General features: G+C 43.2%; 23 protein-coding genes and 1 pseudogene. 8 read left to right on the top strand and 16 right to left on the bottom strand.

Annotation, left to right across the window (positions count from 1 at the left end; genetic code table 11):
• Window positions 1-106: 106 nt before the first annotated feature.
• On the top strand, window positions 107-997 hold the full coding sequence (gene pdxS, locus H729_RS00800) for a pyridoxal 5'-phosphate synthase lyase subunit PdxS (RefSeq protein ID WP_048134172.1): 891 nt from the start codon (window positions 107-109) through the stop codon (window positions 995-997).
• Between the two features lie 83 nt (window positions 998-1,080).
• Here pdxS and H729_RS10265 read toward each other — a convergent pair.
• The 4 genes and pseudogenes from H729_RS10265 to H729_RS00780 form a co-directional block, all read right to left on the bottom strand.
• Window positions 1,081-1,643: pseudogene (locus tag H729_RS10265) on the bottom strand (YdeI/OmpD-associated family protein).
• A gap of 8 nt (window positions 1,644-1,651) precedes the next feature.
• The gene (locus tag H729_RS00790; protein WP_020448096.1) at window positions 1,652-2,215 is read right to left on the bottom strand and encodes a ribosome biogenesis protein; all 564 of its coding nucleotides are present in this window, start codon (window positions 2,213-2,215) and stop codon (window positions 1,652-1,654) included.
• Window positions 2,212-3,285, bottom strand: coding sequence for a formate--phosphoribosylaminoimidazolecarboxamide ligase (locus H729_RS00785; protein ID WP_020448095.1), 1,074 nt, complete (start codon window positions 3,283-3,285; stop codon window positions 2,212-2,214). Before H729_RS00785 ends, H729_RS00790 begins: the two co-directional genes overlap by 4 nt.
• A gap of 49 nt (window positions 3,286-3,334) precedes the next feature.
• On the bottom strand, window positions 3,335-3,871 hold the full coding sequence (locus H729_RS00780) for a hypothetical protein (protein WP_020448094.1): 537 nt from the start codon (window positions 3,869-3,871) through the stop codon (window positions 3,335-3,337).
• Between the two features lie 169 nt (window positions 3,872-4,040).
• Between H729_RS00780 and H729_RS00775 the strand changes: the two genes are divergently transcribed.
• Together H729_RS00775 and H729_RS09365 are read left to right on the top strand one after the other, a co-directional pair.
• Window positions 4,041-5,384 carry a replication factor A gene (locus H729_RS00775; RefSeq protein WP_020448093.1) on the top strand — a complete coding sequence of 448 codons (1,344 nt, stop codon included), beginning with the start codon at window positions 4,041-4,043 and terminating at the stop codon, window positions 5,382-5,384.
• Window positions 5,384-6,349, top strand: a complete 966-nt coding sequence (locus tag H729_RS09365; protein WP_020448092.1) for an RPA family protein — start codon at window positions 5,384-5,386, stop codon at window positions 6,347-6,349. The genes H729_RS00775 and H729_RS09365 overlap by 1 nt, the downstream gene beginning before the upstream one ends.
• A gap of 145 nt (window positions 6,350-6,494) precedes the next feature.
• Here the strand turns inward: H729_RS09365 and amrB are convergent, their stop codons facing one another.
• The 3 genes from amrB to H729_RS00755 form a co-directional block, all read right to left on the bottom strand.
• Window positions 6,495-7,307, bottom strand: a complete 813-nt coding sequence (gene amrB / locus H729_RS00765) for an AmmeMemoRadiSam system protein B (RefSeq protein ID WP_020448091.1) — start codon at window positions 7,305-7,307, stop codon at window positions 6,495-6,497.
• 176 nt (window positions 7,308-7,483) lie between these two features.
• Window positions 7,484-8,095: a 30S ribosomal protein S2 gene (gene rpsB / locus H729_RS00760; protein ID WP_020448090.1), complete on the bottom strand. Its 612-nt coding sequence runs from the start codon at window positions 8,093-8,095 to the stop codon at window positions 7,484-7,486.
• Window positions 8,096-8,104: 9 nt separating this feature from the next.
• Window positions 8,105-8,278: a DNA-directed RNA polymerase subunit K gene (locus H729_RS00755; RefSeq protein WP_020448089.1), complete on the bottom strand. Its 174-nt coding sequence runs from the start codon at window positions 8,276-8,278 to the stop codon at window positions 8,105-8,107.
• Window positions 8,279-8,627: 349 nt separating this feature from the next.
• On the opposite strand from H729_RS00755, the gene acsA reads away from it, so the two are divergent.
• Window positions 8,628-10,361, top strand: coding sequence for an acetate--CoA ligase (gene acsA, locus H729_RS00750; RefSeq protein WP_236608640.1), 1,734 nt, complete (start codon window positions 8,628-8,630; stop codon window positions 10,359-10,361).
• A gap of 61 nt (window positions 10,362-10,422) precedes the next feature.
• On the opposite strand, the gene H729_RS00745 is transcribed toward acsA, so the two are convergent.
• Together H729_RS00745 and H729_RS00740 are read right to left on the bottom strand one after the other, a co-directional pair.
• Entirely contained in the window at window positions 10,423-11,295 is an 873-nt protein-coding gene (locus H729_RS00745) for a DUF4261 domain-containing protein (RefSeq protein WP_020448087.1), read from the bottom strand.
• A 9-nt stretch (window positions 11,296-11,304) separates the two neighbouring features.
• A complete protein-coding gene (locus tag H729_RS00740; RefSeq protein ID WP_020448086.1) occupies window positions 11,305-11,706 on the bottom strand; it encodes a hypothetical protein in 402 nt (133 codons plus the stop codon).
• Window positions 11,707-12,026: 320 nt separating this feature from the next.
• Here H729_RS00740 and H729_RS00735 point away from each other — a divergent pair, with 320 nt between their 5' ends.
• Window positions 12,027-12,971 carry a 2-hydroxyacid dehydrogenase gene (locus tag H729_RS00735; RefSeq protein WP_020448085.1) on the top strand — a complete coding sequence of 315 codons (945 nt, stop codon included), beginning with the start codon at window positions 12,027-12,029 and terminating at the stop codon, window positions 12,969-12,971.
• 21 nt (window positions 12,972-12,992) lie between these two features.
• Here H729_RS00735 and H729_RS09360 read toward each other — a convergent pair whose 3' ends face one another.
• Genes H729_RS09360 through H729_RS00720 form a run of 3 tightly spaced genes read right to left on the bottom strand, consistent with a single transcriptional unit; the run spans window position 12,993 to window position 14,755 of the window.
• Window positions 12,993-13,505, bottom strand: a complete 513-nt coding sequence (locus H729_RS09360; RefSeq protein ID WP_020448084.1) for a MarR family winged helix-turn-helix transcriptional regulator — start codon at window positions 13,503-13,505, stop codon at window positions 12,993-12,995.
• Between the two features lie 51 nt (window positions 13,506-13,556).
• Window positions 13,557-13,949 carry a CBS domain-containing protein gene (locus H729_RS00725; protein WP_020448083.1) on the bottom strand — a complete coding sequence of 131 codons (393 nt, stop codon included), beginning with the start codon at window positions 13,947-13,949 and terminating at the stop codon, window positions 13,557-13,559.
• 53 nt (window positions 13,950-14,002) lie between these two features.
• Window positions 14,003-14,755 carry a hypothetical protein gene (locus H729_RS00720; RefSeq protein WP_020448082.1) on the bottom strand — a complete coding sequence of 251 codons (753 nt, stop codon included), beginning with the start codon at window positions 14,753-14,755 and terminating at the stop codon, window positions 14,003-14,005.
• 165 nt (window positions 14,756-14,920) lie between these two features.
• Between H729_RS00720 and H729_RS00715 the strand changes: the two genes are divergently transcribed.
• The 3 genes from H729_RS00715 to H729_RS00705 all read left to right on the top strand — a co-directional run bounded on the left by H729_RS00715 (window position 14,921) and on the right by H729_RS00705 (window position 16,638).
• On the top strand, window positions 14,921-15,316 hold the full coding sequence (locus H729_RS00715; RefSeq protein WP_020448081.1) for a hypothetical protein: 396 nt from the start codon (window positions 14,921-14,923) through the stop codon (window positions 15,314-15,316).
• Window positions 15,317-15,413: 97 nt separating this feature from the next.
• Entirely contained in the window at window positions 15,414-15,728 is a 315-nt protein-coding gene (locus H729_RS00710) for a hypothetical protein (protein ID WP_147554362.1), read from the top strand.
• A gap of 37 nt (window positions 15,729-15,765) precedes the next feature.
• Window positions 15,766-16,638 carry a mechanosensitive ion channel family protein gene (locus H729_RS00705; protein WP_020448079.1) on the top strand — a complete coding sequence of 291 codons (873 nt, stop codon included), beginning with the start codon at window positions 15,766-15,768 and terminating at the stop codon, window positions 16,636-16,638.
• On the opposite strand, the gene cls is transcribed toward H729_RS00705, so the two are convergent.
• The 4 genes from cls to H729_RS00685 form a co-directional block, all read right to left on the bottom strand.
• Window positions 16,639-18,075 carry a cardiolipin synthase gene (cls, locus tag H729_RS00700; protein ID WP_020448078.1) on the bottom strand — a complete coding sequence of 479 codons (1,437 nt, stop codon included), beginning with the start codon at window positions 18,073-18,075 and terminating at the stop codon, window positions 16,639-16,641.
• 38 nt (window positions 18,076-18,113) lie between these two features.
• Window positions 18,114-18,638, bottom strand: coding sequence for a ferredoxin domain-containing protein (locus tag H729_RS00695; RefSeq protein ID WP_020448077.1), 525 nt, complete (start codon window positions 18,636-18,638; stop codon window positions 18,114-18,116).
• Window positions 18,639-18,751: 113 nt separating this feature from the next.
• The gene (locus H729_RS00690; protein WP_020448076.1) at window positions 18,752-18,991 is read right to left on the bottom strand and encodes a hypothetical protein; all 240 of its coding nucleotides are present in this window, start codon (window positions 18,989-18,991) and stop codon (window positions 18,752-18,754) included.
• 87 nt (window positions 18,992-19,078) lie between these two features.
• Window positions 19,079-22,372 carry a DUF1565 domain-containing protein gene (locus H729_RS00685; protein WP_020448075.1) on the bottom strand — a complete coding sequence of 1,098 codons (3,294 nt, stop codon included), beginning with the start codon at window positions 22,370-22,372 and terminating at the stop codon, window positions 19,079-19,081.
• Between the last annotated feature and the right edge of the window lie 80 nt (window positions 22,373-22,452).

The following is a 22,452-nucleotide window of genomic DNA, read 5'->3' as shown; positions in this document are numbered from 1 at the left end:
GTAAACTGAAGAACTGCTGCCGGAATACCACAGCAATCCTGAAAGTTTGATATATCAGACATGGATAACGAAAGCAAGGTGAATTGAAATGCCTTTTGAATTGGACATGGCCAAGCTTCGTTATGGAACCGACCTCATAAAAAGAGGATTCGCAAAGATGCAGCAGGGTGGAGTTATCATGGATGTAACTAACGCTGAGCAGGCTGCAATCGCTGAAGAAGCTGGTGCTGTTGCCGTAATGGCCCTTGAAAGAGTTCCTGCTGACATCAGAGCTCAAGGTGGAGTCGCAAGGATGTCAGATCCTCTCATGATTGAGGAAATCATAGATGCCGTTTCTATACCAGTAATGGCCAAATGCAGAATAGGACACTTTGTAGAAGCACAGGTCCTGGAATCTCTCGGTGTAGATATGATTGATGAATCCGAAGTCCTTACTCCGGCAGATCCATTCTATCATGTTGAGAAGAAAAAATTCACCGTTCCGTTTGTATGCGGCGCCCGTGATCTTGGAGAAGCTCTCCGCCGTATTGACGAGGGAGCTGCAATGATTAGAACAAAGGGAGAAGCGGGAACAGGAAACGTCATTGAAGCTGTCCGTCATCAGAAAGTGATCATGGGAAAAGTCCGTGAACTTCAGAATAAAGATGAGATGGAGCTCCGTGCTGTAGCCAGGGAAATCCAGGCTTCATATGAACTTGTTAAAGAAGTAGCGCAGCTTCAGAGAATGCCAGTCATCAACTTCGCCGCCGGCGGAATCGCTACTCCTGCAGATGCTGCCCTTATGATGCAGCTCGGCTCTGATGGAGTGTTTGTAGGTTCTGGAATCTTTAAGTCTGACAATCCTGCTAAGAGAGCAAAAGCAATTGTTGAGGCTGTAACTCACTTCGATGATCCTAAGATCATAGCTGAAGTTTCAAAAGGCCTCGGAGATGCTATGAAAGGCATTGAGATTTCAACAATTGCCCAGGAAGAAAGGCTTCAGGAAAGAGGCTGGTAAATACAGAGGAGCAATCCTCTTTTTTCTATAGTTTTGTTCTCAATTTTTAAGCATGCTGGTTCATGTGTATTGACAGCTATGATTTAATAATTCAACAGACGTCCGTCATCATTCCAGTTGCCATACATTTTATTTAGTTTCGTATTTTGAATGAATTTTTCCAATCGGCTTTGAAACAGCTGCGGCTGACTCTTTTTTATCTGATTGTGTTGATCCTTACCCGCTTATACAAGTCTGGAAATTCTAAGAAATTGGCATATGTTTCTTCATCAGCCTGCAGTGCTTTGAGAATCTATTCATCAATCACAAAGTCAAGAGACATGTCGGGAAGGCGCTTTCTGCCTTCATCAGTCATGAATCCCAGTTTTTCAAGTCTTCTTACTCTTTCTTTGTTCAGCTCAGACCACTTGCTGTTTTTAGATCTCGGGGTCAGTCTTTGAATCAGTTTTCCATCAGGCAGTTTCTTTCTCGTAGTATCAATCCAGCCGAAGCACAGACATTCTTCAACAACATCCAAATAACAAAGTGTGCCGGGGGAAGGTTTCATAGATACGCATACCCAGCAGGAGTTTTCACATGTGCAATTTTCCGAAAGCCATGTTCTTAACTCCTGCCTGTTGGATAACTGAAGGATATTGTATTCCATTTTCTCACTCAAAAATTCAATTCATGCAAAACAGACATGATGACTTCCGGTACCGTCAGGATACGGTCATCGATGGAAACTGAAGAGTCACAGAGTTCATAAACTGGACTGGAATAATCTCCATCTGAAAAAGCTCCGATTATCAGAACGGTATGACCGTCAGTCAGAATTTCATTTCTCAGAGAAATTTTGTCGCCATCGGGAGACAATGCTACGATTTTATCAGCATGCAGAGACTGAATGAAATCAGAGAAATTCATTCTGGTCAGCTTGTATCCCTCTGATTCTCCGCCAGATAGAAGAGAAGACACCTGAGACATAAAATCAAGATAATTCTGAACAAATGTATTCTTCTCAGGAATTATTATTTCCCCATGCTCTGTGCACACTGCCACATCAATATGGTTCCATAACAGCGAGCTCCGTAGGATCGTCAGAGCATTATGCACAATGTCAGGTCTTCCGCGCCTGCCTTCAACGTCCGGGTAGAAATAAGCATCCAGAAGAGGGATTTCCCCGTCTTCCGGAGCTTTTTCTATTTCTGCGTCTGCGAAGACAATTGTCAGTTTCAAGACACCACTTCGCTGAGCTTTCCGGCAGCGATGGCGTCTTTGATCTCTCTGGCTATTCTGCGCCCGGTGCTCATGCCCGGCTCGGTCATATCAGAATAAGAAGATCCGCTGGTGAAAGGATTGGTACCTGCTACAATACGGCAGGAGATTTCAAAGACTTTGAAGTCCAGGTGATCTGTGACAATAGATTCCAGACAGAACGGGCCGATCAATCCTCCGAAAAGCTCGTAACTCCTGTTGATGACGCTCTCGCCCATCTCGAATACTTTAGCAAGAAGACTTTCTCTGATAACTACAGGAATATTTCCTGTGACTACCAGTGACGGGAACATACCGTGTTTTTTCAGTTCTTCGGTTGATCCCAGTTTATACAGCTCATCGATGTTGCTTTCATCTCTGCGGTCCATCGACATCAATTCGAGAGATCCGTTGCCGACTCTGTATCCACTCTGCTTTATTGGCGAATAGAAGTAATGGAGGTAGTATCTCGTACCGAGAACGTACTCTTGAATTGTATATGATTCTTCACTCAGATCAATTCCCATCTTGAATTCCATGAAGTCTTTGGCGATGAAGAATCCGCGGCCGCCTTTCGCGCCGTTGTATTTAACAAGCACAGGTTCCGAGATATCTTTGGCATCTGCAATCCTTTTAGGCATGGAAATTCCCGCACTCTCCAGCCACTCACGCTGGCTGTCGCGGCTCTCTTCCCACTTGAGCACTTGCCTGCTGCCGAAAGTAGGTACCTCCATCTGCTCAAAGCGCTTTGTGCCCATGTATTCCACAAATGATCCGTGAGGGATGATGATTACATTTCTGTCAGTGAGTTCTTTTGATTTTGTTATGAATTCATCATAACTGTTGAATCTAAGAATCTCATCCGGTTTGGCAAGCGGAAAAGCATCATAAAACTTTGTATTCTGGTTCACAGCCAAACCCAGAGTCTTGAAGCCTTCCTTCTTTGCACCGTGAAAAATTTGTAAAGCAGTATGTGAGCATAAAGTAGCGATAGTGATCTCTTCAGGATCATATTCGCTGAGAATTTCTTGAATTCTGTTCTTAGGAACCATAACGTCAAATTTCATATCTTTCTAATAAGCCTTCTGCTTAAGATCGCATTTAGATAAGCATGAACTCAGTTCCCTGCGGTGCATCGTAGAGCTGAATTCCAAAGAATGTAGCTGCTACATAGACTATGATAGATCTGGTAAATCCAGCAAGGAAACAGGTTATGGCGAATCCTCTCACAGTCATGTGGCTCTCATCCTTGAATAGGGAGAACAGATACAACGGAACCGTGTCTGACATAAATGGAATACTGAGAATTAGATAAAGCCCCACATAACCGAACTTTGACACCAGCCAGTAGCATGCTTTGTAGATATAATTGAACCATTTCCATTTCGTGTACCTTTTGATTACACCTTCGAGAGCTCCTCCAATCTGGAAAGCAATGACGCCCCCGATCATCTTTCCTAAGCTGATGATCAGAGCTTTTACAAAGAAAGGCGTTCCAGCAGAAAGGAATAAAGCAATCTCAACAGGCAGCGGAAGGATTACTGCTGCCAGAATAACATAGATGAAGAGGAAAATACAGTAAATAACTGGATCGCCGCCAAGCGACCCCAGGTAATTCATCAGGTCTTCAAAGACCAATGGTGTATCCTCCTGCTGACATCATACTGACTCATGCCGCACGTTATAAAATACTTTTGCTTTTTCATATCCACTCTGAACAAAAGCAGGTACTTTCACCCACCCCTCAAAACATATTAAATATCCACTATGGTATCAAAAGAACAAACTCATCACAAGGTGAAAAGAAATGATGACGAAAGAAGAAATTGCACCTCATGTTTTAGAAATCGTAAGGGTGCTGGACGGAAAACTTACAGAAGAGAAGATAGAGAATGACCTTAGCACATATTTGAACACATACAGAATGTCTCTGGAAGCTTCAAAGAGACACATTGTGAGGAAATATGGCGGAGACCCCAACAAACTCACTAAAGGCATCAGAAGAATGGTTTCAACCCTAGGCACAAGCGAGCAGACTGTGGATATTCTTGTCAAAGTGATTTCAGCAAATGAAAGGGAAATCAAACAGAACGATGACACGATGAAGACGATTATATACGGCGTGGTCGCAGATGAAACCGGCAGTATACAATACACACTCTGGGAAAAAGACAAATGTGAAATGACTCCCGGAGAAGTTTACCTTATCAGGCATGCATACACCAAAGAATGGAGCGGGCAGCCTAAACTCAATATCGGTGTCAGAGCTGTAATTGAAAAGCAGAACAAAGATTCTGTCAACCTCCCGGACGGGACTGTGCCGGAACCTAAACAGGTAAGCTCCCAGCCGATCAATGCCCAGATTGGAGATCTGAAAGAAAACATGATCGGGCTGAAGATTACAGGAAGAGTTTTATCAATAAGACCAAGAGAGGTTGAAGCCAACGGAGAGACAAAAACTGTATTCTCAGGAATTCTGGCTGATGAAACAGGAAAAATCGACTTTTCCGCATGGTATGATTTTAAACTGCAGGAGAATGAAGTTGTCACTATTGCAGGAGCATATACCAGAGGATGGAAAGGGATTCCTCAGCTGACTTTTGGAGAAAAGGCCTCAGTTACACGCCCGGAAATTGATTTCCCCGACAGAGATTCTCTGGACAAAGGAACGCGGTGCACTGTTGAAGATATAGAAAGAAGAGGCGGCTCTGCTGATACTGTCATTATTGGAAGCATTGTTGACATTAAACAGGGATCGGGAATATTGTTCAGATGCCCTGAATGCCACCGTCCGGTTATGAAAGGCATATGCCAGACACACGGACAGGTTACGCCTACACCAGACTTAAGGATAAAAGCGATTCTGGATGACGGCACCGGCTCGATGATGATCGTTTTAGGAAAAGAGCTTACTGAAAAGCTCACCGGAATTACTTTGGCAGATGCACTCGAAGAAGGAAAAACCATCATGGACTTTGATTTCCTGGGCCCGAGATTTGAGAAGAAGCTTCTGGCTCAGCCCATAGAGGTCAGAGGAAGAGTAACTTCTGATGAGTACGGACTTACCATGACCGTTCATGATGTCAGCCCTGTGAATCTGGACATTGCCAAAGAAGCTGAAGATCTCATTTCAAAAGTGGAGGGATTCTAATGATATCAAGAGAAGTAGCATGGAGAATGTTTGCATCTGAATACAACGCTTCGACCCTTGATATCAAAGGTGATGGGGAAAGAGCGCCTTCATATGTGATTACTCCGCTTGGAGCAAAAGTCAACCGCATCATGGTTGTGGGAGTGCTTACTGACAAACAAAATGTAGGTACTGATGTTGAACCAATGTGGAGAGCACTTCTTTCTGACGGCACCGACAGATTTTATGTCTACGCAGGAAAGTTTTCTCCTGAAGCCGTGCAGATCTTGTCAAATCTTCAGACTCCCTGCATAGTAGCAATCATCGGAAAATGCAGAACATACACTCCCCAGGGAGGCAATATGTATGTTTCAATCAGGCCGGAGCAGATCGTCGAGACCACTCCGGAGATCAGGGATTACTGGATAGTTGAAACTGCAAAGTCCACCCTCAAAAGGATTGAGCTTACTGAAGAGGCACTGGAGATTGATTCGCCTACCAAAGATGATCTGCGAATCCACGGCTTTACACCAAACATGGCAGACGGTGTCTCACAGGCAATAAGCCATTATGGAAAAATAGATACCAACCGCTACCGCGGCATGCTGCTGGAAGTTTTAGGCCAGGTGACATCAGACGAGGGAATTTCAATGCCTACCGGTGATCAGATGTTTTCATCTCCTGAAGAATTTGACATTGACGAGGATGAACTGATCCCTGCAGAAGAAGAGATTGTCCCGCCGCAGAGCAAGGAAGAAGAACAGCAGATCCCGCCTGCGCAGTTAGACGATGATCAGAAAGAAGAGCTGATCCTCAAGCTTATTGATTCACTGGACACAACTAAAAAAGGTGCTCCGCTGACAGAACTTGCCAGAGAAGCCGCCAAGTCCAACATTGGAGAATCAGAGCTGGAAGAGATTACCACTTCCCTGCTTGACAAAGGTCTGGTATACGAACCGACAATCGGAAAGATGAAACGCATTTGAACCAGAGTCTGTTTGAAAACAGCATTTAAAACAAGGCCGGCGCTTATCACAAGGCGCCGGACCTTAGAAAAACTAAAAGCATTCGAGAAAGTTCATTTTGATTTTCAAAGATTAATTTCACATCCAGCGTAAGATATCTCCAGCCTCAGGTCATAATGATTGAAGCATATCCTACAACATCTTTCATTTCACAGGCATCTCCGGACGTACCGTATGCCAGCAGACCTGCGCTCTGAGATCCTGAAGCCAGCATGGCAGTCATTACCGGCCCGTAGCCGCACATTGTTATTTTGTATCTCTGAACAGTGTCAATAACTTCAGGAACGTTCATGCTGAGGATGCGGTCGATTACTTTTCTATCCTGAGCTTCAGCTACATCTGGAGGAACATAGTGAGAAAAGTCAGAACTTGCTAAGAATACAACGTCTTTTCCTCTGCATGCGTCTGACAGGATTTCAGCCAGATTTATTGCTGTTTCGTATGTCTGGTCAATCATCACAATTGGTACAATCTTAGCTTCCGGGCAAAAGTACTGAATAAACGGCAGCTGAACCTCTATTGAATGTTCGAGTCTGTGAGCGTCATGACTTTTAGGAACTGCCGAACCGATCCTGTCAAGAATTTCAGTATCCACCTCTACTTTTCCCATTGGCATCAGGAAATCCTGGTCTGTAGTAGCTACCAGCGGTCCTAAGGCATGATGGTTTGGTCCCAGTATTACAAAGGTTTCCGGAAATCCGTCTTTAGCCATAGCGGCGAATGTGTGTGCTGCAACAGGCCCCGAATAAAAATATCCTGCATGAGGATTTACTGCAGCTTTGATAGCCCTTGGACCCTTTGGATCCAGCGCTGGAATGTAACCGGGTCCAAACTTAGATTTAAATGAATTTTCAATTTCACTTTTTAAATCATCTATATTTTTGGGGTAAAAAGATCCAGCTACTGCAGGATATCTCATAGCTTCATAATCAATTTAGATCGTATTTTTAATTTGCCCACTAGTGCATTCTAAAACAGAGATACCAACGAAAACGTCATAAAATTATATCTGACAGCGCTGCTGAAAAACAAACCAGATTAAAAAAAAGAATTTTTTAAGGTCAAGATGCGAATCCTGACCTTGGTAGTAAAACTTTAAAGACTTGCTTCAAAGTCATCCATTGTAAGTTTGAACTCATCATCGCTGCTGATGATTCCCTTTTCTTTGAGAATCTCACGGGTGAGGAGCCAGTAAACGCATGCGAGAGCACGGCGTCCTTTGTTGTTTGTCGGGATGACTAAATCAACATTCCTTGTTTCATTGTTAGCATCGCAGAGAGCAACGATTGGGATTCCAACGTTGAGAGCTTCGGCGATAGCCTGCTGATCTGCAGCTGGATCTGTTACCAGAAGGGCTGCGGGTTCGATGAACTCAGGCAGTATTGGATTTGTGAGTGTACCGGGAACGAACCTTCCAGCAAAAACTTTGCATCCAAGTGTTTTTCCAAAAATCTTGGCTGGCTTTTGTCCATATTGTCTTGCAGAAGAAACCAAAATGCGGTCTGCAGGGAATCTGGCTAAGAATTTAGCTGCTGCCCTGATACGAGCATCTGTCTGCTTGACATCCATTACATACAATCCATCAGATCTGACTTTGAAGATGAATTTCTTCATGTCAGCACTTTTTTGCTGGGTACCGATATGGACACCAGAAGTAAGATAGATATCCTCAGGAACCAGTAAATCGGCGTTAATTTCCTCACTCATTTAAAAACCTCATGTATCTCTTTTTACTGTGATAGGGATCATATCCGTATCATATTCGAGCATGGCAATCTCTACTGGATCTATCATGCCTTCTGGAATGTCGATAAGAACTGGCGCACCAAGAGAAACCTGTAATGACCTGGCACCAATGATACGCGCCTTTTCAAATCTAGTGTACTTCATGTACTCACCACGTGGGGTAGCGTGTACTATTAGTTCCTTTATAAACATTTCGAAAGGCAGCGAAAGTGCCCAAGTTAGATACTGACATGCTTTTTCATCTCTCTTTGCTTTAATTCACCTTTGTCCTTCATTTGTAGGTATGACTAGGGTTTGTAATCACCCGAAACAAAGAGGTAGAGATAAGTCTTCCGCTTGCAGGACGGCAGGAATAAAGAAGAAATCTCTACGAATTATACAAATAACTGAGGTATATCGCAGAGATAGGCACATAATGTGAATGATTCTACGATTGTCGAACACGGAATTCGATAATGCTTTATATGGTGTGTCTTTTCATTGGAAGTATATAATGGAGAGAATTGGCATGGAAGGGACCATACCGCCCAGAAAAATTGGTAATCTCGAGGATTATGAGACTGCCTGTAAAGAGTTTGCATGGGCCTCCGTCGACAAGGAATTCAGCTGGTCGGAGGGGGGAGTCTACAACGTAGCCCACGAAGCAATTGACAGGCACGCATCTAACTGGAGAAGAAACAAGATTGCACTCTATTCGATCACTGCCAATAATGAAGTACGCAAGTATACTTTTGGCGAAATAGCTGAGATAAGTAGCAAGCTGGCTTCAGGTCTCACCAAGCTTGGTGCTGAGATAGGTGACCGTGTATTCATCTATCTCGACCGTACATCAGAGCTGTATATTTCTCTGATCGGAGTCACCAAGATGGGTGCAATGGCAAGCCCGTTATTCTCAGCCCTTGGTCCAGAAGCTTTCAAAGACCGTGCTTTAGACTGTGGAGCTAAGTATGTCATCACATCTCCATATCTCTACAAGAGAATAGAGCCTGTATTGGACGATCTTGTGGATATTGAAAAGATCATTATTGTCGGAGACAACGCTGATCTTGGAGACATAACCGTGAAGTTTGACGATGTCGTGGCTTCCGGAGATTCATGCTTTAAAACAGTATCTATGCAGCCTTCAGATCCGTATGTCATCCATTACACATCTGGATCAACTGGAAAGCCGAAAGGAGTCCTCCATGGACACAAGGCCATGATTCAGCAGGCATATACTGCCAAAATGATTCTGGATCTTAATGAAGATGATACATATTGGTGTACAGCCGACCCAGGATGGGTTACGGGTACATCATACGGTGTCTTGGCTCCGTGGTATCTCGGAGTTACAATCGTATCATATGAAGGCCGCTTTGATGCCGATGTCTGGTACAATCTGCTCGAGAAATACGGCATCACAGTCTGGTACACAGCCCCGACTGCTTTGAGAATGCTGATGAATGCTGGCGATGAAATCGTTGAAAAATACGACCTTTCCCGCCTCAGGCACATCTGCTCTGTCGGAGAACCACTCAACGCAGAAGTAGTGAAATGGGGAGACAGGGTCCTGAACCACCGCATTCATGATACATGGTGGCAGACGGAAACAGGCGCTCATATGGTCTGCAACTACCCGTGCATGCCGATTAAACCCGGTTCAATGGGTAAGCCGATTCCAGGAGTTACAGCTTCAGTAGTAGACGAAAACGGCAACGAAGTGCCTCCAAAGACCGAGGGATATCTTGCGGTCAGACCAGGCTGGCCGTCGATGATGCTGGGAATCTGGCGCAACACTCCAAAGTTTAAAGAATACTTCAGAGTCCCGGGATGGTATATCTCGGGGGATCTGGCATTCAAAGACGAAGACGGATACTTCTGGTTCCTTGGCAGATCTGATGATGTTATCAAGACATCTGGGGAACGCGTAGGCCCGTTCGAAGTTGAATCTGCTTTGATCGAACATCCTGCCGTAGCAGAAGCTGGAGTAATCGGAAAGCCTGACGCTCTCAGAGGAGAGATCGTGAAAGCTTTTGTCATGCTTCGTCCAGGATATGAAGGAAGCGATGAACTTAAGAAAGAAATCACCAACTTCGTCAAAACCCGCCTTGCATACTATGCATATCCAAGAGAAATGGAGTTTGTAACTACTCTGCCTAAGACCCGCAGCGGCAAGATCATGCGCAGAGTTCTGAAAGCTCAGGAACTTGGACAGCCGGTAGGCGACCTTTCAACATTAGAGGACTGAGTCCTCTCCTTTTTTTAATTTCTGCAGATTCACCAGTTTTGAGAGCATTCTGCTCAAGATTTTATTCTCTGGTGCCAGATGCATATTCTCCAGGACAGATATCCATTACTTCCCTTGAAGGCTGGATCAGACCCATCTCATACTGGCATTTCCACCTGACGCCGCGGTCGATTCCAATTTCAGAAATACCATCTATCGTTTCACCGCTTTTAATCGGTGCGTCATTCTCGAAGATGTACGAGGCTACATTATACGCATGATTTACAACCTTGTTAGGATCTAAGCCGTGAAAATGATATTGTATGTCAGGAAGTCCGACTGCATACAGACCAAGAGTGTCTACAATCATATCCTCGGTTCCTTCTATGTTGAAGAATCTGGCATTCACTCCGAAAAGCAGAAATCTGCCTGCTCCTCCAACAGGGTTTTCTAAAATCTTCTTCCGCCTGAGAAGCTTGCCGCTGGAAGGAGTCCAGACAGCAGTGCAGTCGGGAAATAGTCTCAGCATTGTTTCCAGCCAGTCTGCCAGCATTTCGCATCTGCATTTATAATCCAATCCTGAGGCCATGAAGTCAGACAGCATCAGTTTATACCGGCAGTTATCTAGCAGGGGCTCCGCATCGGGGCAGTCCCAAAGCTGGCTCTTTTCCAAGGCAGTTATGCTGTTTTTGTCAAAAGGCTCAAAATCAGAGATGAGAAGCTGAGCCGGCACAGCCTGATGATCCTTATACTCAACAGGATACTTGCGGATGCCGAATGCAGTCAGGCTTCCTGCAGAGATGAGGTCGACTTTGCCGAAGGTCTTCTCCATCTCCGCAAGGATATTTTCTGTTGAAGGCCTGACGCCATTTTCTTCAAAAAGAAGCTGTATCTGAAATGTACGCTGAAACTCGGCTTTCTCATGAAGATTCTGCTTATATGATTCCTGTGCCATTTCAGATCCTCAGTCAATCTCGCTTCCGTCCGGCAGCACTATGTCCCCGTCTCCGCTGACATCAAAGAAACCTACGCCGCATTTCTGTGCCAATGAGGTTGTCAGTGTATATGCTTCTTCAGCCCGTGCCCATGAAAACGCTGTATAGATTACGCTGCTGCCGATTGAATAATCAGTCAGATATGATTCCTCATCCTCGTCTAGATTTTCGTCCGCTGAGCTGTTTTCATTCATCGGCAGAAATGTCTTTTTCATTTTTGCATACCAGTCTTTCAAAGCTGGAGATGCTGCTTCAGGGTCGCTGTAACTGTGATCTTCCGACCATTGGGTTTGTTTTTCATACCAGTCCAGAAACTCTTTTTTAGTTTTCGGGGCTTTTGATATTTCAAATACCATCAGATCATAGCTCATGTTATTCCTCCCAACAGAAATTAATAAATGTCTCGAGCTCAAACATTCTTCTGTCTGATACCCACATTCACATATGGATGGAAGGAATATTAATCAGTAATTGAGAATTGTAGCTTACTATGGAAAAACATGGTGAGCAAAGTAAAAGCCATAAATAGATATAAATATTGGATATTACATCCAATGTATAGCTCATTAAGTCAACTCCGCCCCCATTTCTCCTTAAGAAATGGGGAAGTTCCCCCACACTGCCTTTTTGAGTTTGTCTTTTTCAATACTTCAGAAATTTAGAATAACCGCTGAGACCATACTTATTGAAGATGACGAAGCTGGTAATTTTAGAGCCTCTGGGAATTTCCAAGGAAAAACTTCTAAGCCTTGCAGAGTCCGCAGTTCAGAACAGGATGGAAATAACAGCATACGATGACAGAAAAGAAGATCTGCAGACACTCATAGAGCGTTCTAAAGATGCAGATGCTGTTGTTCTCTCAAATTTTCCTTACAGAAAAGAGGTCATAGAAAAATGTCCGCATCTGAAAATGATCTGCGTGGCTTTCACAGGCACAGATCATGTTGATGTTGAATACTGTAAAGAGAGAGGCATTCTGGTATGCAATTGCGCCGGATATTCCACCGCGGCTGTTGCTGATTTGGTTTTTGGAATGATTATTGATATTTACAGAAAGATAATTGAATGCAACTGCGCCGTAAGAGAAGAAGGCACCGGGAAGTGTCTTACCGGGCATGAATTAGAAGGCAAGAAGTTTGGAGTTATTGGCGCCGGAGCCATTGGAAGCAGAGTAGCAAAAATAGCAGATGCGTTTGGATGTGAAGTTTATGCATACAACCGCAGCGTGAAAGATCTTCCGCACGTTTCATTTGTCAGCCTGGATCACCTGCTTTCAACCTGTGATATCATATCTCTTCATCTACCTTCCACTCCTGAAACCAAGAATCTTATCGATGGAGATAAAATTAGACTCATGAAGCCCTCTGCTGTTTTCATAAACACTGCCAGAGGAGCAATAGTAGACTCGCATGCTCTGGCTGAGGCCCTCAGAGAAGGCCGTCTGGCAGGTGCAGGGATTGATGTTTTCGAAATGGAACCTCCGATTCCCCCGGAGCACCCGCTTCTGAATGCCCCCGGCGTAGTGGCTACACCTCATATTGCATTTGCCACTGAAGAATCTATGATGAAAAGAGCAGAGATTGCAATGGACAATATCCAGCTTTGGCTGGACGGCAGGCCTCAAAATGTCGTCTGATCTTTTGTTAATTTTTATAAATTATTTATCCACTTTTTTTGAATCAATTCTAGCCCGATTCAGATTTATTGCCCTCTGAGAAACTTTATCCATCTGCGCTGAAAGAATTGCAAGCGATGTCTCATCCAAGGGATTGAGAACTTCCGACCACCATTTGACAATCTCTTCCTCCAGCAGTGCAGCGATTTTCTTACCGCTGTCGGTCAGCATAAGCGTGTAAGACCGCTGATCTTTCAGATCCCTTTCACGTACGATATATCCCTCAGTTTCCAGAGTCCGCATTGTGCGGGTGGCAAGAGATTCATCAAGTGAAAGTATATCGCATAATTTTCTCTGATTCAGACCTTCATTGTGATATAGATAAACAAGAAGAGGATAACTGAATGAAGTCAATCCGTATTCCTGCATGATGTGGTTCAGATGCTTCTGCTCCTGCCTGTGCAGGATAGAGAAATACTTCCCAAAAAGTAACTTGCTCGGAATCATGAGCTCCCCGCAGTAATCACTTGATTCATCAAGCAACTGCAGTCCCATAAATCTTTCTGCAGAAGAGCAAAAATCAGAATAAAATTCAAAAGAAGGGGTTTAAGTTGAGTGCTCTCTGCGGAACTTGGCAAAGAGTTCTTTCCAAGAGAGGAAACCGATCATTCTTCCTTCAGAGTCCACTACCGGAAGACGGCGTATATTCTTAGAGGTCATCATTTCCAGAGCTTCTTGGATAGGCGTGTCCTCAGAGACTGTAGCGACTGGAGCACTCATGACTTCCGAGACCTTGAGATACAGAAACTTAGTCTGGTGTGTAAGATAATGGCGCAGCACGTCACGCTCTGTGAAAATTCCCAGAACATGTTCTGCATCGTCGATCACAATTACACTTCCCTGATCGTGATCCACCATGAGTTCTATTGCGCTTTGTACTGAGTCGTCAGGGGATACAACTTCCCTTTTGATCGACATATATTTTTTTACGGTAGACATGCTATCAGTTCCTTAATATCCCATATGATTGATAAAGTGATCGCAGGAATATTTCAGGATTTACGAGTTCCGTACCAAGAGGCTTTTCTTTTAACATCCTTGTAGTGAATATTTGATGCGAACATAATTGCTGCCGCTGCAGCGAATACAGCCGCTGGAATGTACAGCTTAAGAAGCAGGCTGGCTGCTGCCGCTGCCGAAACTGCGGTGCTTACGCAGAGCAGGATCTTTCTCTGTCTGTACTGCCTAAGGCTTTTATTTCTCATTTCAAAACTGTTCTCAGCCGGAGAAAAAACTGAAGCGAAGATCAATGCTGAATAGTAACTTCCTGTCTTCAGCGCCTTGTGCGGATTCCTTTTGTTTTTCACTGCGGTAATACACTCCCTTACAAAATCTGGAGAAGAACAGGCTTCGCTGAATCCGCGTCTGATTTCTTCTGCTGGAACATCCAGTCTGCTGACCGCTTCCTCCCTCATGTCATGAGTCCAGCCTCTGAATCCTCTTGAAACGGATTTATCCTGCACATAATGAAGAGCTCTGCCGATGCTTCTCATCGCTGCAGCCTCATTGTTTTCTAAGTAAAATTTCCTTGCCTCCCAGACATATGACATGACCATGGAGGTGGAGGGATGATGGTGAGCCATCCTATTGAAAGTGTTTCTGCCATTTTTAGATCTTTTACGGTGATAGTCCGGAGAGCGGTCCGGGTCTATCACTCCTTGATACAGTGCCTGCCTGCATTCTCCGTGAATATCTGCTTCTTCGGCGATTGCCCTGGCAATTGCTGTGTGACTCTTCCATTTCATCCCATTCCGGCTGTTAATCGCTGTCAGTTTATATAACCAAAACGGAGGGGTAGGTGAAAGTACCTCCCCTGCCGGACAGCCGCATATATAATGTCTGCTGATTTGCATTATTTGTCAGTCAATTGTCAGACATATTTATTTAGCAGAAATTACATGCGTTAGATCATGTCACCGGATGGGAAAAGAAACCAGCTTATCCAAGCCATTGGCTTTTCTATAATTGCCATAGGCTTAGCGGTTCTTTTAGTGACGTACTTTGAAGCAAGTATGCTGCTAATCGTGCCGATTGCGCTCCTGGTAATAGGCGCCTATGTAATGATAGCCGTTGGCATTCTGGGAAGAAACAAAAACAACTGGAATGCCGGAGAGAAGAAGACGGGCAGAATCCTCTTTGCAGGAAGTCTGCTGGCTGTTGTGGGAATATTGTTCATTGCAAACTATATCTGGCCTGGAAACGAGATCATACTGCTCGCACTTGCTCTGATCTGGCTCGGTGTATCTGTAATGCTGATGAGCAAGAAAACTGACAGCTTCGCCTCGGGAAGGAAAGTCGCAAACTAAACAACATATGCAGGCGCCAGCCGCCTCTATTTTTACTTTTATAACCAGCAGGCTGTGCACATAAATCTTATTAGGTGCATAGGCATGCGGCATTCTAATGTCATATTCGACAAAGAAAAGATCGGTGCATTCCCAGGTCATGTACAACAAGTGGCGTATGGGTTCGGTTTTCCTGAACATCATAGGTCTGATGCTGTTCATGTTTGCAATCGGCTTTGAAGATAACCGCCTTATCTACATGGCTGCATCGGTAATCGTACTCTGGATTGCATTTGCTGTCACCTACATCTACTTCAACCGCAACAAAGGAACTCCGCTTGAAGCTCTTTCCAAAATATCCTATGTGATAAGCCTGTTCCTTGCGGTTATGATCACAGCAATGGTTGCCATATCACTTCACAACATGCTTTGACGCACATTCATTTAGAAGATCTGACAAAGTATAATGCGTGTCTTGGTACGATGAGGTAGTTTACGGAAGTATCACAATCCGTGAATTACTCACATTTATTTTTTCAATTATTCTCATCTACGCTATAGCCAGATTTGCTTTTTACATCATACGGAAAGAACTGTCTAAAAAAACTTCCAGAAACTCCGCGATTCAGAATGCCAGAATTTTTGAGTATATCATCATCGCCATGGGCATATACATAGCTACCTGGGTAGTTCTGAGGATGGACTTTTCGGCGATGCTGCTCTCCCTGAGCTTTCTTGGTGTGACTATTGCGTTTGCCGTCAGAGAATTCTTTGCCAATGCCGTGGCGGGCATAATCATTGCACTGACAAAACAGGTAGAGGTTGACGACTGGGTGCAGATTTCCGGGATTCCGGATACAGGAATGTGCATCGTCAGAGAGATCACAGTTGTGAATACAGTCTTGGAAGACCGCGATAAAAGAACGATCTACATTCCCAATGGGTATCTTTTCAGAAATAAAACTATAAACTACTCCAAAAGAAAGGCTGTTGCTGTCGAAATGAACTTTAAAGTTGCAGTACTGGAGGATTTTGATAGGTTTGCTGATATTGTCTACGAAGAAGCTGAGAAGTATCCGTACACCATGCCTGATGCAGTAGGAAAAAAAGCCCAGAAAAACAACCGGCTGCTGGGTTTTACATTTTTTCAGAGTTTTACAGATGAAGAGGTCGATAAGGACAACTACGACCCGCAGATTGAAATTTTATCAGTAGACAGCAGCGGCATAAGCCTGATGATAAGAATCTGGATAAGAAGACCTGCCAAAAGCGAGACGGCCATGACTGACATGTATATCTCTCTGACAAAAAGATTTAAAGACGAAGGGGTGGAGATCGTATAATCACAGCAGAGGCGAGAACAGCCTGGAGATGCCTGACTTAAGCCTCATCATATAAGTTCGTTGAGCATACATTTCTTCAGTCCATTCATAGCAGGAGTTTATATCTTCAAAAAAGGCCTTTTCCTGCTGGATCGCGGTTTTCTTACAGTATATCACAGCATTCGTCTCGAAGTTGAGCTCCATGCTCCTGATATCCCAGTTTGCACTGCCGATCGAAGCAACCTCTCCATCCACAACGATTGTCTTAGCATGCAGAAACCCGTCTTTGTAGATGTATGCCTTTACCCCGTATCTTATCAGCTCGCCTAAAAAGGAAAGATTGGCCCAGTGCACGAAGATATGATCTATTTTTTCAGGAATCATGATTCTGACGTCTACACCTGACAAAGCTGCCGACTTCAGAGCATCAAGAAGACTTTCATTGGGAATGAAATAAGGCGTCTGCAGATACACTCTGTTTTTTGCTGATGCAATCAGTTTGAGGTACGCCTCCTGAATATGGCTTCTCTTGCGGTCCGGTCCTCCGGAGACTATCTGCACCGGCGATCCGTCTGCCTCCGGACTCTTGGGAAAATAGATCTTTGAGGCTTCCAGACCCGTGTGGGCTGCAAAGTCCCAGTCAAGCATGAATCTGATCTGCAGGTCATGCACCGCTCCCCCTCTGATTCTCAGATGAGTGTCTCTCCACTTCCCAAAGGGACCGTTTCCCAGATACTCATCGCCGATGTTGTATCCTCCGACATATCCTATTTCTCCATCGATGACTGCTATTTTTCTGTGATTCCTGTGATTGAATCTGGCATTGAATAAAGGGATGTGCCGCAGCAGAGAAGGGAAGAAAGAAGCCAATTCGGCTCCCGACTCTTTCAGCCTTTTGATATCTGAACGTTTCAGGACGGTTCCGAAGCCGTCGGTCAGCAGGCATACCTTCACCCCTTCCGAGGCTTTCTCACACAATAAATCGATCAGCCTCTCTCCCAGTTTATCCTTTCTGATTATGTAATACTCCAAATGAACATGGCTTCTGGCCTGTCTTATATCCTCAAACAATGCTCTGAATTTTTCCTCACCAGAATTCATAATCGTTACTTCATTGCCTGCAGTCAACTCTGCACCTGCTGATCTGAGCAGTTCAACAAGATTATCGTAATGTTCCAGCTCGCCGCATTTTAGGGAGCAGGTTCCGTCACAAAGCTGCTTCTGCTTCGATACCGCCCCCAGTCGGAACATGTCTGCGCGCTCTTTTTTTCTTAAACCTGGCCGGCTGAGCCTCATGCTGTATCCGTAGAAAATGTACAGCAGCAGCCCGGCAGGAGCATAAATCAGCATCAGGAAAAGCCAGAGCACTGCCGAGCGCGGATTGTCCCTTTCAAAATAAAGTATAGCTATTGCTCCCGGCATTGTTACGATCTGCGGGAGGATAGCAATCAGGTCCACTCTAGACTATTTTGACCTGCACCTGCATCAATCTTTCTTCAGGACCTGTCGAAGAAGATGTTCTTGCCTGTTGCTGAGATCGGTATTCCCTGTGTAATGTTTGCCTCTGTCATACCTAACCGCTTTGCCGCCGCTCCTATCCTGTACATAATGCGGTTGTCCACATTCAGTTCTGAAGCTATTTTAGCTGCAGATCCTAAGGCGATGCCCAAATCCAGCATTCTGATGGAACAATTCGGACCGTCAAATTCAATTGTTGTATGGTGTTCGTTGAACTCTGAGCAGGAGTCACAGCCGCAGGCTCCGCAGTTCAGCCCTACTCCCTTGTGAGGCAGGAGGCCGATCAGCACTACCGCATCTGAATTAAGAACGTTATTGCCGTCCCTCTCGTAGCCAGGTCCCTTCTCTTTTGCCATAGCCACCATCTCGCTGCCCAGTTTTTCTTTTTCCTCATCTGTAAGAATCTTCACCTCTATGAAATCCTTGCCCACAGCCTTGGGTGCTGTTCTGGCAGCCACTTCCATAAGGTCTGCAACAATTCTGATACCATTTTCTAAAGACATGGCTCATATAATGATTCACATAGTATTAACGTTATTCGCAGATATTGGCATAAAAATAATTTAATTATAAAAATAAAGAAAGTGGTTTGCTGACTTCATTGAGTTCAGCGTGGTTATTGTTTTCTCTTGACGATGAAATATGCTGCTGCAGCTATTACAATCAGGATTGCTACGACTGCAATTGCATAATACACCGCATTGCTGCTGCCTGCCGGTTCTTCAGGCATTGGTTCAGGCACTTCGTAAGAGATTGCAAAATAAGACAGGTGGCTGGTTTCAAAAGATACGTTTCCATCTTTATAAACACAGTTCATTTTTTCAGTATTGCCATCGTCTTTTACATAATAGACCACAATGTTGTCTGGAAGTTCATTTTCCTTTAGTTCATAAGGCAGGGAAACTGTGATGGTTTTACCATTGAAACTCGTTATTTTCTCATTTCATTTCAGCATTGTGATGTCATATACCGGCCTGTCCCCTATTGCTTCCTTCTGCTTTTCATTCAGCTCATCTTTGGCATCTGACACCTTAATCGTTATCGAGCTTTCTTCAGTTGTTTCAAGTATCGAAGACAGAACATCCTTTCCGATTGAGACTGAACCTTCTGGAAGCTTCACGACTGCCTCAGATATTGAATCATCTGCGACAATCTTATCCAAAATCTCTTGGAGATTCTCTTTGCCTATTGTAACTGATGAAACATCTTCAATGTCGCTGACATCAGTAATTGTCACTGATTCAGAGCCGGAAGACACTGCATCATCCACGATTTTATCGATGTCGCTTTTTGGAATCTCTATATCGATGTTTCCATTTTCATCCGGCACCGGCACTTCAGGAGTTACAGGAACATCTGGGACATCAGGAAAAGTAGGTGTATCAGGCACATCTGGAACAACTCCCGGAATATCTGGTTCTAATCCGCTGAGTGTGTTGCTTTCTGGATCGTATTGAGTATACCAGGAATTAATCTCAATTGTAGATTCACATTCGGAAAGTATAGGAAACGTATCAACCGTCGGATTCGTTCCATTCCAGTAATTTCCAGAAGCAGATATGTGTGTGTTTGAGTGTGTTATTTTTAGATATGTGCTGCCTAGATCATCACCATCAAGTTCTACTTTCTGAAATGAATTTAAATAGATTTTAATTTCATCAATATCTATGTAATCAAAACGGAATGCTCTGCCTCCATTGGCTTGGTCATAATCCCAGTTTTCAAGATGATTATTTTGAATTATCAATTTCCCACTGGACTGATTGAAAACTTGAATCGAATTGTGATAGGTATTCTTAATCCAATTTCCTTCGATTATTACAGTACCTTTTGCAGATGAGATGCTTATTCCAGAGGGACTATTTCCATAAGATCCAATATTTTCAATAAGATTGTATATAATGGTTATATTGTCAACTGCCATTTGAGATGAAGTATTGAAATGAATGGCTGCGTTGTTTCCATCATCAATATCTGTGAAACGATTGTTTTCAATCGTTATGTTGGATATGCTGCCGTTTTCCCACCATCCCACTATTACAAATCCTTTGTTTTTGAAATCAAATCCTTTTATTGTCAGACCATCAACAATGGTTGGATTCGGATTTTCATGAGTGCCGTGAGTTTCTATGCTGATTCCATTTGTTAGTATCGTTCCAGAAGCATCCCAAGAATTATCTAAAGGATTATTATCTGAATTAACACCAAGCAGTGTAACATCTCTCAAGCCTTCAGATATAGAAATTGTTTCATTGTAAGTACCTGGCAATACAGAGATTGTTTGACCAGAATTTACGACTTCAATAGCTTTAGAGATTGTATTAAATGGAGCGCTTTTAGACCCATTTCCAGAGGTTTCAACTGAACTATCTACATAGATAGTTCCAATTATCGTTTCGCTCACTAATTCTGAAAATGATGAATTTACAGGATCATACAAGTTATACCAGTTAGACAATTTCAGATTACCGCTTATTTCTGGAGTTCCTCCCCAGTAATTACCAGAGACATCTATAAGCCCAACTGTTGGTTTTTTATTTATTATTTCAGAAGAGTATAAAAACGCATTATCTGAAATTGTCATTGATAAAGAATAGACTTTAAATGTTACACCATTAAGAATATTATTTTTAAATTCCACATTATTACCACTTATAGATACGCTCCCATTCGATATATCATTGCCAGTTATCTTGTAATTTGGCATAGTTGCTATATGAATTGCGTAATTATTGTTTTTGAAAATATTGCTATATATGGTAGTAGTTTCAGAATTCGTTGCGATTTCAGAGTATATGGCATTAATCCAGCCGTCAAAGTAATTATGTTCAATTAGACTTCCAGAACCAGCATAGACTGCTGTTGATTGATCAGCATCACTGGTTGGAGTGGATTTTGTAAACTTACAATTCATAACTTTTGCATTGACGGAATTTCCAAGATCTATCGCACCGCGCATACCATTACAGTTGTCACCATTAGCTCCAATCGCATTTGAATCGATGTCGATCCAAATTGAATCTAAAGTAGCAGAACTTTCAATACGAATATTTACAACTAGACTAGTATCAGAGGATCCTTGGAACCCAGTAATTACAGATGAGGCTTCTTTAGTCTCTCCGATAATTCCTTTTAGAGTTATATTCTTATCAATTGTAATGTATTTATCAAGGTTATATGTGCCAACATCCAAGTTGATAATATCCCCATCACTAGCATAATTGATTGCTGTCTGTAGGTCTGGATATTCCAATCCATTTATTGAAATTCCCGTTGATTCTCTTTCAAAAACAGAATCTTTTGAAATCTCTTCAGACACGGAATTTGTAGAAGAATAAGTGTAATCATCAACTGCTGTCAATGAGACTACACCGCCTGAGTTGTTATTAATGCTAAAATAGGCATTGACAGTGTAACCTACTGTGACTAAAGTTTCTTTGATGCCAGTTTCACCAAGAATGTAGTACATATCTCCAATTTTACCAGTCGCTGGATGTCCACCTGTGACTTCACCGAGTATACGCTTGACATATATGCCTCCATCCTTGTAAATTTGAATTGTCTGTTTATCGCAGATATACGTTCCAACAAGCGCATCCAATTCAGACTGAATAGATTGTTTCGAGTTCAAGGATAAAAAGATAATTCTCTGATCGTCTAGATCGTTGTATAAGTTACATTGACACTTTGTGCCATTAATAGAGAATCCAATGGAAAGGTAGTCATAGCGTCCACACTCTCCCAGCGTTGAGATTGGTACATCCCATGACCACCATTCATCATTCTGTAACTCAACAAAGGCAGTATAATTCAAGGTCACATCTTCTGAAGATGTGTGCCACCATGAAACTTCAAAATTTTCAATCAAAAATGCTGGCTCATTAGAAACTGCAGAAAAACCATCAATCGGCTCTGCTTTCATGTAAATAATATCATTTTTACCCATACCACTTAAATCAAGAGCGTCTTCATGGATGGAGTATGAAATCGATGCATATCCTTCATATTTAAACGGAATTTCAGTCCAGTCGGTTTCATTAAAACTATATGATAACTTAATCGGACAGTTGTTCCAGTCAATCACATTCTGATCTTCATTAGCGCTTAAAACCGGCAGATTATCAGATAGATTATCGTCGTAACAATCATCTGATTCAATCTCACCCAAAGGCACAAGCAGGGTCAGTGCTGCAATCAATACCGCACATGCCGCAATTAGTCTGTAAATTTTGTTCATTCAGATCACCACGTTTAATATTAAAAATCTATATCGCCATAATATCCGATATATTCTGATAGCTGGATGCTATTTCCATA

The sequence above is a fragment of the Candidatus Methanomassiliicoccus intestinalis Issoire-Mx1 genome (assembly GCF_000404225.1).
Taxonomy (GTDB): domain Archaea; phylum Thermoplasmatota; class Thermoplasmata; order Methanomassiliicoccales; family Methanomassiliicoccaceae; genus Methanomassiliicoccus_A; species Methanomassiliicoccus_A intestinalis.
This window is presented reverse-complemented; position numbering and strand designations above follow the sequence as displayed.

What these genes read in the sequence shown, in the direction of transcription:
- acsA (WP_236608640.1), top strand. Translation starts at nt 8,628, where the DNA reads ATGGAGAGAATTGGCATGGAAGGGACCATACCGCCCAGAAAAATTGGT.
- H729_RS00695 (WP_020448077.1), bottom strand. Translation starts at nt 18,638, where the DNA reads ATGTCTTTAGAAAATGGTATCAGAATTGTTGCAGACCTTATGGAAGTG.
- H729_RS00785 (WP_020448095.1), bottom strand. Translation starts at nt 3,285, where the DNA reads ATGGTTCCTAAGAACAGAATTCAAGAAATTCTCAGCGAATATGATCCT.
- rpsB (WP_020448090.1), bottom strand. Translation starts at nt 8,095, where the DNA reads ATGAGTGAGGAAATTAACGCCGATTTACTGGTTCCTGAGGATATCTAT.
- H729_RS00775 (WP_020448093.1), top strand. Translation starts at nt 4,041, where the DNA reads ATGATGACGAAAGAAGAAATTGCACCTCATGTTTTAGAAATCGTAAGG.
- H729_RS00715 (WP_020448081.1), top strand. Translation starts at nt 14,921, where the DNA reads ATGTCACCGGATGGGAAAAGAAACCAGCTTATCCAAGCCATTGGCTTT.
- H729_RS09365 (WP_020448092.1), top strand. Translation starts at nt 5,384, where the DNA reads ATGATATCAAGAGAAGTAGCATGGAGAATGTTTGCATCTGAATACAAC.
- H729_RS00710 (WP_147554362.1), top strand. Translation starts at nt 15,414, where the DNA reads ATGTCATATTCGACAAAGAAAAGATCGGTGCATTCCCAGGTCATGTAC.
- H729_RS00720 (WP_020448082.1), bottom strand. Translation starts at nt 14,755, where the DNA reads ATGAAATGGAAGAGTCACACAGCAATTGCCAGGGCAATCGCCGAAGAA.
- H729_RS00755 (WP_020448089.1), bottom strand. Translation starts at nt 8,278, where the DNA reads ATGAAGTACACTAGATTTGAAAAGGCGCGTATCATTGGTGCCAGGTCA.
- H729_RS00740 (WP_020448086.1), bottom strand. Translation starts at nt 11,706, where the DNA reads ATGAGCTATGATCTGATGGTATTTGAAATATCAAAAGCCCCGAAAACT.
- H729_RS00685 (WP_020448075.1), bottom strand. Translation starts at nt 22,372, where the DNA reads ATGAACAAAATTTACAGACTAATTGCGGCATGTGCGGTATTGATTGCA.
- H729_RS00735 (WP_020448085.1), top strand. Translation starts at nt 12,027, where the DNA reads ATGACGAAGCTGGTAATTTTAGAGCCTCTGGGAATTTCCAAGGAAAAA.
- amrB (WP_020448091.1), bottom strand. Translation starts at nt 7,307, where the DNA reads ATGAGATATCCTGCAGTAGCTGGATCTTTTTACCCCAAAAATATAGAT.
- H729_RS00745 (WP_020448087.1), bottom strand. Translation starts at nt 11,295, where the DNA reads ATGGCACAGGAATCATATAAGCAGAATCTTCATGAGAAAGCCGAGTTT.
- H729_RS09360 (WP_020448084.1), bottom strand. Translation starts at nt 13,505, where the DNA reads ATGGGACTGCAGTTGCTTGATGAATCAAGTGATTACTGCGGGGAGCTC.
- H729_RS00725 (WP_020448083.1), bottom strand. Translation starts at nt 13,949, where the DNA reads ATGTCTACCGTAAAAAAATATATGTCGATCAAAAGGGAAGTTGTATCC.
- pdxS (WP_048134172.1), top strand. Translation starts at nt 107, where the DNA reads ATGGCCAAGCTTCGTTATGGAACCGACCTCATAAAAAGAGGATTCGCA.